This window comes from Simplicispira lacusdiani, assembly GCF_003604195.1.
GTDB classification, from domain to species: domain Bacteria; phylum Pseudomonadota; class Gammaproteobacteria; order Burkholderiales; family Burkholderiaceae_C; genus Simplicispira; species Simplicispira lacusdiani.
Genome location: NZ_QXGR01000015.1, coordinates 1 through 13,519, shown reverse-complemented (window position 1 = coordinate 13,519; position 13,519 = coordinate 1). Strand labels below are relative to the sequence as shown.

Below are 13,519 nucleotides of genomic sequence, written 5' to 3'. Positions count from 1 at the left end.
TTCTGTCTGCGGGTCAGCTGATGTCGCCATTGACCCAGTTTTTCACAATATTGGCCACCGCCATGGGATTCTGGCGTGCCAGCACTCGCGCCTCTTCCAAGCGCAATTCCTCCGGCGTGGCCGGCACCGGCTCGCCCTGCTTGGGCGCCGGCAATGCCGGGCGTTGCGGCGTTTCGGCCTCCAACGCGTTGAGTTGCGCGCCCGCCATGGGAATCTCCTTGGGCTGGCCCAGCGCCTTGAGGGCCGGCCGCACCAGGCCCAGCAGCACCAGGGCAGCAAACAGGGACATCCCCACGGGCCAAGCCAGGCTGCGCGCCAGCGCCACCGTTTCCGGCTGCTTCCACAGAGGGGTATTGTCAGCCTGCTGCGCCTCCACCTGGAACGGCGCATTCATCAGGTTGACCGAATCGCCGCGCTCCTTGTTGTAGCCGATGGTTTCGCGCACCAGCGCCGTCATCTGCTCGACCTGCTCCGGCGTCAGCGCCTTGGTCACCGTCTTGCCCTTTTCCTCGGACGACTGGTAGTTGACCACCACGGCGGCGCTCACGCGCTTGACCGCCCAGTTGTTGCCCCGGGTCACGCGCACCGTCTTGTCCACCTCGTAGTTGGTCGTGGACTCGCGCTTGGTGCTGCCCGCTTCGGCGCCGCCCTGCTGCCCGGCGGCCGCTGGCGTCTGACCCGGGCCATTGATGGGCGCCGAGGAAGGTGCTGGCGGCTGGTTGGCCACGGCCCCCACCGTTCCCGTCGCCGAGGTCGAACTGGAGCTGTCCCGGCTCTCCAGCACCTGCTGGCTACGGATGGCAGTGGCATCGGGCGTCTGGTTGGGCCGGTACTGCTCGGACGTGAAATCGGTCTGGCTGAAATCCAGCTCGGCCGTCACCTGCGCCTTGACATTGTTGCGGCCGACCACGGGCTCCAGGATCTCCATGATGCGGCGCGTGTACTGCTGCTCGATCTGCTGCACATACTGCAGCTGCTGCGCATCCACGCCATTGCCAGCACCCGGCTCGGGCGACTGCGACAGCAGCTTGCCGCTGTCGTCCAGCACGCTCACGGCCGAAGGCGCCAGCTCGGGCACGCTCGAAGCCACCAGGTGCACGATGCCCGCCAGTTGCGCGCGGTCAAGCACCCTGCCCGGATACAGGCTGACGAGCACCGAGGCCGAGGGCTTCTGCTGCTCGCGGAAAAAACCATTCTGATTGGGCAGCGCCAGGTGCACGCGCGCGCTCTGCACCGAGGACAAAGCCTGGATGGAGCGCGTCAGCTCCCCCTCCAGGCCGCGCTGGAAATTCAGCCGCTCCTGGAATTGCGTCATGCCGAAGCGGTTGGCCTCCATCAGCTCGAAGCCGGACACCGACCCCTTGGGCAAGCCCTGCGATGCCAGGCGCAGGCGCACGTCATGCACGCGGTCGGCCGGAACCAGGATGGCGCCGCCGCCGTCACCGTGCTTGTAAGGCACGTTCATCTGCGACAGCTGGGCCACGATGGCACCGCCATCCTTGTCGGACAGGTTGGAGAACAGCACCCGGTAGTCGGGCTGGCGCCCCAGCACCACCGCGGCAATGGCGGCGGCCACCAACAGCACCACGCCCACGCCCAGACGCATGCGCTGCGCCCGGTCCAGAGTGGACAGCCGCTGCAGCCACGTGGGGCTGGCAGGAGAGTTCAGAGGAGCTTCGACAACTGCGGACATCTTGCTTTCCAGTATGGCAGGGCCGAGCGCGGTCCTGGCGTGGAGTCGATTATTCGGGTCTCGACCCCCTCATGTTCGCTGGATAAGCCGCGCATTTGACCATCATTTCCCCCCGATGGCCCGATCCGCCCCGACTAGGATTGCGTCATCCCCCATTCCCACCGGATACCGCCATGGACCTCCGCATTCCAAGTTCCACCACCCCCCTGTCGGGCGCCGGCTTGGCGCGCCGTGCTGCGGCGCCGCAATTCGACACCAAGGATGTGGGGTTTTCGGGCGCCCTCAAGGGAGCCTTGCAGTCGGTCAGCGCCGCACAGAACAAAGCCTCCGGCATGCAGCGCGAGGTGCAGATGGAGAATCCCGCCGTGAGCCTGGAAGAAACCATGGTGGCCATCCAGAAGGCCCAGATCGGCTTCCAGGCCACCCTGCATGTGCGCAACCGCATGGTTCAGGCCTATACCGACATCATGAACATGCAGGTCTGAATGCGGCTTGGCGCTGTGCCAGCATTCATTTCACTATATTTTTTATAGCTGCTGACGCTTTACCACAAAGCGCCACGCCCCATTTTCCCCTCTATTCTCGCCCACCCATGGCAGGGTGGGCTTGCGCCGTTCTCAGTGCATCATCTGCGGCTGGCCCTCGAACATGTGCTCGAACTGCGCCAGCCAGGGTTCCGCCAGGCAGCGGATCTGTGCATCGTTGCGCAGAATGCGCTGCATGATCACCGTTTTTTCCTTGCGATGCTCGGGCGGCAGCTCGCATTCCTGGGACTTGAAGCGCAATTCCTCGATCAGGACGGCACAGGCCCCCTCGTAGCGCACCACCCCATCCCAATCCTTGGCCTGTGCAGCCTCCAGCATCTTGCGGCTGCTGTCTTCAATGGCCTTGTAGTAATCAATCAGCATGTCGGACATCTCAAGCCCCCCCACCTTGGTTGTCTGCGCCAATCTGCTCCCAGCTCTTGGCCACGGGAGTGATCAGCTCGACCACCTCCTCCACCATGCCGATGTCGTTGCGCAGGTTGGCCAGCGTCAGGCGCTTGATGCAGTAGTCGTACAGCGCGCGCAGGTTACCGGCCAGTTCGCCGCCTTGTTCGGGGTTGAGCCCCGCTTTGAGGCCCTCTTCGAGAATGCGCACCGCCTTGCCCAGCTGGCGACCCTTTTCTTCGATCTCGCCGCGCTGCAGGGCGCCACGCGCCGCGTTCAACGATTGCATCAAGCCGTCAAACAGCATCTTGATCAGCATGTGGGGCGTTGCGCCATCCACGCAGGACTGAACACCTACCTGCCTGTATGCCGTGGCTGCGCGAGAACTGACTGGGGTGTACATCGACGGCTCCTTCATGTGCTACTTATAGTCAATATCGGCAGTTGGCGGGAAAACTCAAGCAATTCCACGAGCACTTCTGGGGGTCGATCACCGGATTGATCCGGCTTTCAGGCAGCTACGCTTTTGATAGCTACCGGCGCCCTGTTGGATGCACCGGCAGCCCCAAAGGCATCAGCTCTTGTTCCACTGGCTGACCTGCTGCGAGATATAGCTGTTGAGCGCGGACAGCGACCCCATCTTGGTATCCAGGGCCGTGTACTGGGCGCGCAGGCGCTTTTCCATGGCTGCGGCGCGGTCGTTCACCTTGTCCTGCTCCGCAGCGTTGCGCTTGACGGCCGCGCTCAGCGCGTCGGCCTTGCTGTTCATCATGCCGTCGAAGGACAGCAGGCTGGACGTGTAGGCCTTGAGCTTCACACCCAGGCCGTTGGAATCCGAATCCGTGGCGACATTCGTGGCGAACATGGCCTTGAGCGCCTCAGGGTTCTTGAGCGCCGCGTCCAGCTTGCTGCCGGTCACCACCAGCTTGCCGCCACGCTGCATGTCGATGCCGATATCCGACAAGCGCTTGTACACGCCATCGCCGGACATGGTCGCCGCCACCTGCTGGCGCAGTGCATTCTGCAGCGCCACCGCCGAGCTATCGCCCTGGAAAATGCCTGCGGTCTTGGTCTCGTCGTCGTATTTGGTTGACGCGCTCAGCAGATCATTGATTGCGTTGTAGGCGTCCACGAAGGCCGTGATGTTCTTCTTCATGGAGGCCGTGTCCGAGGTCACCGACACTTCGGCATCCGAGGTCGTGACCTGCGAGACCACGATGCTCAACCCGGGAACGGCATCTGCGAAGGTGGTGTTGGCCGACGAAATGTCGATGCCATTGATCTTCGCCTTGGTGTTCTGCGCATACTGGATGGCGTTGGCGGCCATGCCGACGCCCGCCGAGTTCTGCGGATCGAAAGCCAGCGCCGACAACCCCGGCGCACCGCCGTCCTCGGCCACCTGGATGCGGAAACCCGAGGCCTCGCCGGTGGTCTTGGAACGCACCAGCAAACGCTCGCCCGTGGCATCGCGCAGCACCGTGGCCGTGACGCCCGCATTCGCATCATTGATCTTCGCGGCGATCTGGGTCAGCGAATCCGTGGCCCCCACCGTCACATCGACCGCCGCTGCCGAGCCCGCCGTGAAGGTCGGTGGCGGACTGGTATGCAGCCAGGTACCGAGCTGGATGGTCATCGTGCCCCCGCCCACGGGGGCATTGGGCGTGGTGATGGCCGTGGAAGCCACCGATTGCGCCCGCGCCAGTTGCTGGACGCTGATACCGAAAGAGGTCGCGCTGGCGATCCCCGTGACGCTCACGGCCACCGCGCTGCTGTTGGAGGACGTGGCCGCCATGCCGTTCCAGCCGCTGTCGCGCGTGAGCTTGGACGCGGCGTCCGAGAACGTCGACATCAGCGACTTGAGCTGCGAATAGGTGGAAATCTTGCTCTGGATAGAGGTCGCAGCCGACTCCAGCTTGGCGATGGGCCGCTTTTCCAGCGCCACCAGCTTGGAGACGATCGACTCGACGTCCAGCCCGCTACCGATGCCCGCAGATGAAATGGCCATGTCAATCTCCTGAACAAGTCCATGGAGTGGACTTTGCAAAAAACACTGCATGATTTTTGCAAAATCGGCCCCATGCAAAAGCCGGAAAAGCGGCGAGGGGAAGCTCCCCATCGCCGCTTTGCAAGGCCAGGAAGCTTCCTGGCCCTGTTTCCCTCAGCTTAACGCAGCAGGGAGAGCACGCCTTGCGGCAACTGGTTGGCCTGGGCCACCATCGCCGTGCCGGCCTGTTGCAGGATCTGGGTGCGCGAGAGGTTCGCCGTTTCCTTGGCGAAGTCCGCATCCACGATCCGGCCACGGGAAGCCGACAGATTCTCCACCTGAATCTCGATGTTGCCAACCGAGTTCTCGAAGCGGCTCTGCAGGGCACCCAGGTTGGCGCGGGCCGAGTTCACCTGGTCGATGGCGCTGTCGATCTTCTTCAGGGCCACCCAGGCATTGCGCTGCGTGTCCACCGTCAGGGTATCGATGCCCAGCGAATCGGTGCTGGTGGAGTTGGCGCTCAGCGTGGCACCACCCGTGGCGCCCACGGCGGCGGCGGCGTAGCCGAAGTTGTTGGCCGTGAAGCCGGTCAGGGTCAGCGTGGACGAGTTGCCGGACGCATTGAGCTTGGACGACATCAGGTCGATGGTGTAGTTGCCGTCGTCCTGCTTGCTCAGGAAGGCGGTCACGCCGGTGTCGGCCGACTTGCGGTTGATCGCCTCGACCATCTGGCCCATGCGCTCGGTACCCGACTTGGCTTCGGCGATGGGGCCCAGGTCCCAGGTCGTGGTGCCGTCGTTGATGCGCAGCGTCGAGCCTGCGGTGATGGCGGCCAGGTCGGTCACCGTGGTCGTGGCATTGATGCCGGTTTGCTTGTCGTAGGCGTAGACCACGTCGGCCAGGCCCTTGGCGGAAGTGTTGGTCAGCGCGCCCACGGTGATGTTGTCGCCGGAGTTGGCGCCCACCTGGAACACCGCACCCGAGAACGTGCCGTCCAGGATCTTCGTGCCGTTAAAGCTGGTTTGCTTGGCCACGCGGTCGACTTCGTCGGTCAGTTGCTTGACTTCGGCCTGCAGGGCGTCGCGGTCGGCCTTGCTGTTGGTGGCGTTGCTGGCCTGCACGGCCAGTTCACGCATGCGCTGCAGCATGTCGCCGATCTTGCCCAGCGAACCTTCGGCCGTCTGCGCCAGGGAGATACCGTCGTTGGAGTTGCGGGCACCCACCGTCAGGCCCTTGACCTGGGTATTCATGCGCTCCGAGATGGCCAGACCGGCAGCGTCGTCCTTGGCGCTGTTGACGCGCAGGCCCGAAGACAGGCGCTGCATGGAGGTCGACAGGGAATTGGCAGACATGCCCAGGTTCCGTTGTGCATTCAGCGCAGCGATATTGGTATTGATGGTAGAGGCCATTTGGAAAGCTCCTTGGTAACTAAGGTCCGGCAAACCGCCGATCACAACGCCAGCACATGCCGGCAGCCAAGACCGGTCGGCAGTAACGCAAAACTCCTCGTTGCTGGCCGGTCAACAGACTCGTTTGAATCCGTTGAGTGGTTTTCGGGACCCCGCCAGGAAACTTGAGGGCATCGGTAACATTTTTTTTCACCGACGCTTTTTCCCCTTACGGATCCCACATTGCGAAATTGCGATGAATTGGGCAGTTTTTCCAACACTTTTCCGCGCTATGCATTTACGCCACTTCCCCAGAATCAGGCCACGGTCTCAACCAAAGTCAGCCTTGGAGCTGGCGTTACCGCCGGCGGACAGGCCGGAATCTTTAGTCCCAAGGAGCTTTCCAAATGGCCTCTACCATCAATACCAACATCGCCTCGCTGAACGCACAGCGAAATCTGGGCATGTCCGCCTCGTCCCTGGCAACTTCCATGCAACGCCTGTCTTCGGGCCTGCGCGTCAACAGCGCCAAGGACGACGCTGCCGGTCTGGCCATCTCGGAGCGCATGAATACCCAGGTCAAGGGCCTGACGGTGGGTGCCCGCAACTCCAACGACGGTATCTCCCTGGCGCAGACGGCCGAAGGTTCGCTGGGCAAGATCGGCGACATGCTGCAGCGCATGCGTGAACTGGCCGTGCAGGCCAGCAACGCCACCAACAGCAAGGCCGACCGCGTGGCCCTGCAGGCCGAAGTCAAGCAACTGACCGATGAAGTCGACCGCGTGGCCAAACAGACCACCTTCAACGGCCAGAAGATCCTGGACGGCACGTTCTCGGGCGCGGTGTTCCAGGTGGGCGCCAACTCCGGCGACAACATCACCGTGGGCGCGCTGACCGATTCCTCGGCCAAGGGCCTGGCCGACGTGGTTTACGCCTACGACAAGGCCAGCAACATCAACTCCACGACCACGGTGACCGACCTGGCCGCCATCACGGCCGGCTCAACGTTGCGCATCAACGACGGCACCAATACCTGGGACCTGGGTCCCATCGCCGAGGCCAAGTCGGGTTCCGAGCGCATGGGCCAGATGGTCGAGGCGATCAACCGCAAGTCGGCCGACACCGGCGTGACCGCCTTCCTGAGCAAGCAGGACGACGGCAACTACACCATTGACCTGATGTCGTCCAAGCTCAACACCAGCGGCGACTCCGCCACGCTGACCCTGACCGGCTTCACGGCCAACAACTTCGGCTATGCCGCCACCACCGTGGGCGCCACGGGCGGGGTGGCGCTGAGTGCAACCTCGACGTCCACCGACTCGCTGGGCATCGATACCCTGTCGGTGGACACGCAAGCCAGTTCCTGGGTGGCCCTGAAGAAGATCGACAGCGCCATCGACCAGGTGAACTCGGCCCGCGCCAACCTGGGCGCCCTGCAGAGCCGCTTCGAGAGTTCCATCGCGAACATCGAGATCCAGGTGGAGAATCTGTCGGCATCGCGGGGCCGGATCGTGGATGCGGACTTCGCCAAGGAAACGGCGAACCTCTCGCGCACCCAGATCCTGCAACAGGCCGGCACGGCGATGGTGGCCCAGGCCAACCAGTTGCCGCAGAACGTGCTCAAGCTGCTGCAAGGCTGACGCACCACCCGATGCGCCAGCGGCGCCATCAGGCGGTGCGCCGCAGGAAGCCGTGGGGCGCCACGGTCACCTGCAAGCGCGCCTCCATCGACGCATCCACCTCGAACTCCGGATGGCTCGGCAGCCAGGCCCGCACGGCGGTCTTGGGGTTGTCGCCCACATCCCATGGCCGGTCGGCGAAAAAGCCCGGCGGCATGTCTTCGACGAAGGTGTCGAACACCACGCAATAGCTGCCCGGCGTGACCAGCGGCGCATAGGCCTCCAGTTCGGCCAGCACATGCGCGTGCGTGTGCATCGAATCCAGGCACACCATCACCCGGCCGTACCCCTGCGCGAATTTCCGCACCTGCTCCACCACGTCGGGAGCGATCGCCGAGCCCTGGACCATCGCGATCCGGCTGGCCATGGGATGCGCCTCGATGGCTTCCCGGTTGTGCGCGCGGATATCGATGTCCACACCCAGCACCTTGCGCCGCGACTGGCGCGGATCAAACACCGTGCCCGCCTCGATGGCATCGCACATGTCCAGCATGGCCAGCAGCGACGCGCTCAGCACCAGGGAGCCGCCATGCGCGATGCCGGTCTCGATGATGAGGTCCGGTCGCACGCGCCACACCAGCTCCTGCATGGCCACCATGTCCTGCGGGTACTGGATGATGGGACGGCCCATCCAGTCGAAGTTGTAGACATACTGGCGCTGCATGGACTCCCGCAGCCACTGGCGCGACAGGTCGGTGAACGCGCCATCCGACGCATAGGACTGCAGCCGTTCGCGCCGTTCTTCCTGGAATTGCTCGACGGGGTTCATAGGTTCATACCTCCACAATAAATCTTGAAAAACCGGCGGCGCGGACGCCCGAACACCGGGACCCGCACCTTCACAGAGCCTCCAGCCGCTGGGGTACCGGGAGCGGCTGCCAGCCGAATTCCGCACGCAGCCGCTCCACCCGGATGGGCGGAAACTGCTGCAAAGGCGCCTGCGCGGCCACCTCCCAGCGGCAGCCCGTCTTGTCCGCCAGCCATTGCAGCCATTGGGCGTGCCGGGTCTGCACGCCGCTGGCCACGTTGTAGGTGGCCGCCCGCCCCTGCAGGGCGATGCGCGGCAGGATGCCCACCACGTCCTCGATGTGCACGTAGTCCTTGGCGCTTTCCGGGGCGCTCTGCAGCAGCACATAGCCTTGGCGCGCGTCGCGCCACAGGCTGGCGATGAAATTGCCGCTGTCCGCGTCCATGCCGGGGCCGATGACATTCGACAGCCGCGCCACGCGCACACCCGCGCGCCCGCAGGCATGGCACAGCGCCTCGCCCGCCAGCTTGCTCAGGTTGTACAGGTAGGACGGGTCTTGCGGCCGCACCGCCAGTGCAGTGTCTTCGCCGGTGTCCGCCGCGCCCATGTACACGCGGGTGGACGACAGGTACAGCAGCGAGTCGAAGCGCGCATGCTGCAGCACCTCGGCCAGCAGGCCGACATGGGCCTGCACGGTGTCGAACGGGCGCGAGCGGAAGTCACCGGTGAGCCCGATGCAGTACAGCACATGGCCCAGCGGCCGGGTCAACAGTTCGGGCGCGCCACGCTGCGGCGCCCACACCTCGTGCCCGTCAGCCCGCAGTCGCGCCACGAGGCGGCTGCCGATGTAGCCTGAAGCCCCGAGCACCGTGAACAGGCTCATGCACGTACCCCAACGGGCGCCAACGGCTGGCCGGCATAGACGGTGTATTCCGCCAGCTCCCCGCGCACGATGGAGCCCGCAGCCACCACGCAGCCACGGCGCAGCCAGGCGCCGTCGAGCAGCACGCAGTTGGCGCCGATCCACACGTCGTCTTCGATACGGATGCCGCCCTTGCTGGCCAGAAAGCCCTGTTCACGGATCAGGCGCCCTTTTTCCTTGTAGGCATGGTTGACCGGTGCGAAGGTGCAGTTGGCGGCGATGGCGACATGGTTGCCGATGGCGATGCCGTTGCCCGTGTAGAGCACGCAGCCGGAGTTGATGACCACATGCTCGCCGATGCACAGGTCGCCGCTGCCGCCCGCAGGCTTGACCTTGACGAAGCTGTCGAGCACCGAATGCGCACCGACCACGATGCGGGTGCCGCGCACCGAGTCCTCGATGTCGGCCAGGTGCGAAACGCGTGCCGTGGGGTGGATCTCGATCATGGCAGCTCCTGCCAGCCGGGCACCGCCACGGCGAAACGCCCGCCCCATTCGCGGATATAGGCGAGCTGCGCCACCACCTCGTCCCGCAGGTTCCAGGGCAAGATGAGCACCACGTCGGGCCGGTCGGCCCGCAGGTGCGCCTCGTCCACCACCGGGATGCGGCTGCCGGGCAGGAACTTGCCCTGCTTGGCCGGGTTGCGGTCCACGACGTAGGGCAGCAGGTCGGCGCGCACGCCCGCGAAATTAAGCAGGGTGTTGCCTTTGGCGGCCGCGCCATAGGCCGCCACCTTGCGCCCCTGGGCCTGGGCGGCTATCAAAAATGAGAGCAGCTCGCGCTTGATGCGCAAGCATTCTTGCTGAAAACCACTGTAGAAACCGGCGCTGGCCACGCCGGCCTGCGCCTCGCGCGCCAGCAAGGCCGCCACGGCGGACGCCTCGGGGCGGGATTCGCCGTCCGTGCGCCGCGCGTACACGCGCAGGCTGCCGCCGTGGGTGGGGAGTTCCTCCACGTCGAACACCGTCAGGCCGTTGGCCGCGAAGATGCGCTGCACCGCCGTGAGCGAGAGATAGGAGAAATGCTCGTGGTACAGCGTGTCGAACTGGCACTGTTGCACCAGCTGCAGCAGGTGCGGAAACTCGAAGGTGGCCACGCCGGCCGGTTTCAGCAGCACGGCGAAGCCCGCCACGAAGTCGTTGATGTCGGGCACATGGGCCAGCACGTTGTTGGCGGCCGTGAGGTCGGCCGCCTGGCCCTGGGCCACCAGTTCGCGCGCCAGCTCGCGGCCAAAGAAGCGCTCCACCACCTCGATGCCCTTGGCGCGCGCCGCGGCCGCCGTGCTCGCCGTCGGCTCCACGCCCAGGCAGGGGATGCCGCGCGCCGCCACGTACTGCAGCAGGTAGCCATCGTTGGCGGCGACTTCCACCACGCGGCTGTGCGGCCCCAGGGCGAAGCGCTGCGCCATGGCCTCCACATACGCCTGCGCGTGCGCCAGCCAGCTGCTGGAATACGAGCTGAAATAGGCGTACTCGGCGTCGAACAGCTCGTGCGCCTGCGCGAAGTCCTCGGTCTGCACCAGCCAGCAACGCTCGCACACCAGCACGCGCAGGGGGTACCAGCGCTCGGGCGCGTGCAGCGCCTCGGCGCTCAGGTAGGCATTGGATGGCGGGGCCGTGCCCAGGTCGGCCAGGGGCAACGTGACCGGGGCGCCACAGTGTCGGCAATGCATGCTCACAGAACCACTCCCTCAAAGTCGGAATCCAGCGGCGCATGGGCCGCGTCGCGCGCCGAGCGCTCCTGCACCGGCAGGGGCCAGGCGATGGCCAGGCGCGCATCGAGCGCATCGGCACCCGCCTCGCACACAGGCGTGTAGGGCGCCGAATGCACGTACAGCAGCTCCACGCCGTCTTCCAGCGCCTGGAAACCGTGCGCGAAGCCGGGCGGAATCAGCAGCGCCCGGTGGTTATCGGCCGACAGCCGCTCGGCGTGCCACTGCAGGAAGGTCGGCGAGCCGGCGCGCAGGTCCACCGCCACATCCCAGACGGCGCCGCGCACACAGCTCACCAGCTTGGCCTCGGCGGCGGGCGGGCGTTGCCAGTGCATGCCGCGCACCGTGCCCTGGCGCTCGGTGCGCGTGTGGTTGATCTGGGCCACGGGCCCGGGCCAGCCCGCGGCGGCCAGCTCTTCGGCGCAGAACAGGCGGGCCAGGAAGCCGCGCGCGTCGCCCAGCGGCTGGCGCTGCACGCACAGCAGGCCGGCCAGCGGCGTGGGTGTGATGGCGAAGCGGCTCATGGCGTTCCCGGCGTGCCTTCGTAGGCGGCGAAATCGGCCTCGCACAGCGCGCGCGCGTCGCCCCCGGCATGCAGGGCGCGGTACCAGTCCATGGTGCGCGCCACGGCCTGGGCCAGCGGCCAGCGCGGCGCCACGTCGAGCACGGCGCGGGCCTTGGCGGTTTCCAACGCTAGCCAGCCCGCCTCGTGCGGCCCATAACTCTCATTTTGATAGCTGACAGCGCCCGACGGATAAGCCCTGCGGGCCATTTCTATCACATCTTTCACCGTGGCCGCCTCGTGCGGCAGCGGGCCGAAGTTGTAGGCGCCCGCACGGCCTGCGTCCTGCCACAGCGCCTGCGCCAGACGCAGGTAGGCGGCTAATGGCTCCAGCACATGCTGCCAGGGGCGCGTGGCGGCCGGGCGCCGGATCTCCAGGATATTGCCGAACTCCCAGGCGCGCACGGCGTCGGGCAGCAGCCGGTCGGCGGCCCAGTCGCCGCCGCCGATGACGTTGCCCGCGCGCGCCGTGGCCAGCGCCACGCCCTGCGCCGCCAGGAAGGCATCGCGGTAGCTGGCGGCCACGATTTCGCAAGCAGCCTTGCTCGCGCTATAGGGGTCATGGCCGCCCAGTGCGTCTTCCTCGCGGTAGGGGTAGGCCCATTCGAGGTTGCGGTAGACCTTGTCGGTGGTCACCACCACGACGGCGCGCACGCCGTCCAGCCCGCGCAGGGCGTCGAGCACATGCGCCGTGCCCATCACGTTGGTGGCGAAGGTTTCCAGCGGCGCCGCATAGCCGGGGCGCACCAGGGCTTGGGCCGCCAGGTGCAGCACCACCTCGGGCCGCGCGGCGCGCACCACGGCGGCCAGCGCCGCCGCGTCGCGCACGTCGCACAGGCGGCTGTCCATGCCCTGGCCCACGCCAGCGAGGTCGAACAGCGCTGGTGTGGTCGCGGGCGCGAGCGCCACCCCCGTCACCTGCGCGCCCAGGCGCTGCAGCCACAAGGCCAGCCAGGCGCCCTTGAAGCCCGTGTGCCCGGTGAGCAGCACGCGGCGGCCTTGCCAGAAGGCCGGATCGGGCAGCGGATTCACCAGCATTTCCAGGGCGCCTTGCCAGAGTTCCAGAGTTCTTCGAGCAGGTTCTTCTCGCGCAGCGTGTCCATGGGCTGCCAGAAGCCGGTGTGCTCATACGCCATCAGTTCGCCACGCGCCGCCAGGCTGGAGAGCGGCTCAACCTCCCAGCTCGTCGCGTCGCCCTCGATGAAGTCCAGGCACTGCGGCGACACCACGAAGAAGCCACCGTTGATCAAGCCGCCGTCGCCGCGCGGCTTCTCGGTGAAGGCCTTGACCGCCGTGCCGTCCATCTGCAGCGCGCCATAGCGTCCGGGGGGCTGGACGGCGGTGACGGTGGCCAGCTTGCCGTGGGCATGGTGGAAGCGGATCGCGGCGCCAATGTCCACGTCGGAGACGCCGTCTCCGTAGGTGAAGCAGAACGCATCATCGTCCTGCACGTATTCGCGCACCCGCTTGAGGCGGCCGCCGGTCATGGTGCTGTCGCCGGTGTCCACCAGCGTCACGCGCCAGGGTTCGGCGTGCTTCTGGTGCACTTCCATGCGGTTGTTCACCAGGTCGAAGGTCACGTCCGACATGTGCAGGAAGTAGTTGGCGAAGTACTCCTTGATGATGTAGCCCTTGTAGCCGCAGCAGATCACGAAGTCGTTGACCCCGTGCGCCGAATACATCTTGAGGATGTGCCAGAGGATGGGCTTGCCGCCGATCTCGATCATCGGCTTGGGCCGCAGGTGCGTTTCCTCCGAAATCCGGGTTCCCAATCCCCCGGCCAGTATCACTGCCTTCATGTGTGCTCCTTCTCCCAGGCATCGAACATCATGGCATAGGCCTGCTCGACCTTCCTCGCAAACCCCTGCCCATCGAGCAGCTCGCTCGCCCGCAGCTGCCCGCG

The 13,519-nt window shown here is 65.9% G+C and carries 14 protein-coding genes; 2 read left to right on the top strand and 12 right to left on the bottom strand.

Features of this window, described 5'->3' with window-relative positions; genetic code table 11:
* Positions 1 to 13 precede the first annotated feature (13 nt).
* Positions 14 to 1,693 (bottom strand): flagellar basal-body MS-ring/collar protein FliF, encoded by a 1,680-nt coding sequence (gene fliF, locus D8S75_RS16505; protein WP_119967472.1) that lies wholly within the window; start codon positions 1,691 to 1,693, stop codon positions 14 to 16.
* A 173-nt stretch (positions 1,694 to 1,866) separates the two neighbouring features.
* On the opposite strand from fliF, the gene fliE reads away from it, so the two are divergent.
* Positions 1,867 to 2,178 carry a flagellar hook-basal body complex protein FliE gene (gene fliE, locus D8S75_RS16500; protein WP_119967471.1) on the top strand — a complete coding sequence of 104 codons (312 nt, stop codon included), beginning with the start codon at positions 1,867 to 1,869 and terminating at the stop codon, positions 2,176 to 2,178.
* A 132-nt stretch (positions 2,179 to 2,310) separates the two neighbouring features.
* Here fliE and D8S75_RS16495 read toward each other — a convergent pair whose 3' ends face one another.
* The 4 genes from D8S75_RS16495 to D8S75_RS16480 form a co-directional block, all read right to left on the bottom strand.
* Positions 2,311 to 2,610: a flagellar protein FliT gene (locus D8S75_RS16495; protein WP_119967470.1), complete on the bottom strand. Its 300-nt coding sequence runs from the start codon at positions 2,608 to 2,610 to the stop codon at positions 2,311 to 2,313.
* A 1-nt stretch (position 2,611) separates the two neighbouring features.
* On the bottom strand, positions 2,612 to 3,025 hold the full coding sequence (gene fliS, locus D8S75_RS16490) for a flagellar export chaperone FliS (protein ID WP_119967469.1): 414 nt from the start codon (positions 3,023 to 3,025) through the stop codon (positions 2,612 to 2,614).
* Positions 3,026 to 3,196: 171 nt separating this feature from the next.
* Positions 3,197 to 4,627 (bottom strand): flagellar filament capping protein FliD, encoded by a 1,431-nt coding sequence (gene fliD / locus D8S75_RS16485; RefSeq protein WP_198673230.1) that lies wholly within the window; start codon positions 4,625 to 4,627, stop codon positions 3,197 to 3,199.
* A gap of 158 nt (positions 4,628 to 4,785) precedes the next feature.
* Positions 4,786 to 6,015 carry a flagellin N-terminal helical domain-containing protein gene (locus tag D8S75_RS16480; RefSeq protein ID WP_119967467.1) on the bottom strand — a complete coding sequence of 410 codons (1,230 nt, stop codon included), beginning with the start codon at positions 6,013 to 6,015 and terminating at the stop codon, positions 4,786 to 4,788.
* Between the two features lie 386 nt (positions 6,016 to 6,401).
* Here D8S75_RS16480 and D8S75_RS16475 point away from each other — a divergent pair, with 386 nt between their 5' ends.
* Positions 6,402 to 7,634, top strand: coding sequence for a flagellin N-terminal helical domain-containing protein (locus D8S75_RS16475; protein ID WP_119967466.1), 1,233 nt, complete (start codon positions 6,402 to 6,404; stop codon positions 7,632 to 7,634).
* Between the two features lie 28 nt (positions 7,635 to 7,662).
* Here D8S75_RS16475 and D8S75_RS16470 read toward each other — a convergent pair whose 3' ends face one another.
* The 7 genes from D8S75_RS16470 to rfbF all read right to left on the bottom strand — a co-directional run bounded on the left by D8S75_RS16470 (position 7,663) and on the right by rfbF (position 13,415).
* Positions 7,663 to 8,442 carry a cephalosporin hydroxylase family protein gene (locus D8S75_RS16470; protein WP_119967465.1) on the bottom strand — a complete coding sequence of 260 codons (780 nt, stop codon included), beginning with the start codon at positions 8,440 to 8,442 and terminating at the stop codon, positions 7,663 to 7,665.
* Positions 8,443 to 8,512: 70 nt separating this feature from the next.
* Positions 8,513 to 9,304, bottom strand: coding sequence for an NAD-dependent epimerase/dehydratase family protein (locus tag D8S75_RS16465; protein ID WP_119967464.1), 792 nt, complete (start codon positions 9,302 to 9,304; stop codon positions 8,513 to 8,515).
* Complete coding sequence (locus D8S75_RS16460; protein WP_119967463.1) at positions 9,301 to 9,789, bottom strand: acyltransferase; 489 nt, start codon at positions 9,787 to 9,789, stop codon at positions 9,301 to 9,303. The genes D8S75_RS16465 and D8S75_RS16460 overlap by 4 nt, the downstream gene beginning before the upstream one ends.
* Entirely contained in the window at positions 9,786 to 11,015 is a 1,230-nt protein-coding gene (locus tag D8S75_RS16455; protein ID WP_119967462.1) for a class I SAM-dependent methyltransferase, read from the bottom strand. Before D8S75_RS16455 ends, D8S75_RS16460 begins: the two co-directional genes overlap by 4 nt.
* 2 nt (positions 11,016 to 11,017) lie before the next feature.
* The gene (locus D8S75_RS16450; protein ID WP_119967461.1) at positions 11,018 to 11,578 is read right to left on the bottom strand and encodes a dTDP-4-dehydrorhamnose 3,5-epimerase family protein; all 561 of its coding nucleotides are present in this window, start codon (positions 11,576 to 11,578) and stop codon (positions 11,018 to 11,020) included.
* Positions 11,575 to 12,654 (bottom strand): CDP-glucose 4,6-dehydratase, encoded by a 1,080-nt coding sequence (rfbG, locus tag D8S75_RS16445; protein WP_119967460.1) that lies wholly within the window; start codon positions 12,652 to 12,654, stop codon positions 11,575 to 11,577. Before rfbG ends, D8S75_RS16450 begins: the two co-directional genes overlap by 4 nt.
* Positions 12,645 to 13,415, bottom strand: a complete 771-nt coding sequence (gene rfbF / locus D8S75_RS16440) for a glucose-1-phosphate cytidylyltransferase (RefSeq protein ID WP_119967459.1) — start codon at positions 13,413 to 13,415, stop codon at positions 12,645 to 12,647. The genes rfbG and rfbF overlap by 10 nt, the downstream gene beginning before the upstream one ends.
* Between the last annotated feature and the right edge of the window lie 104 nt (positions 13,416 to 13,519).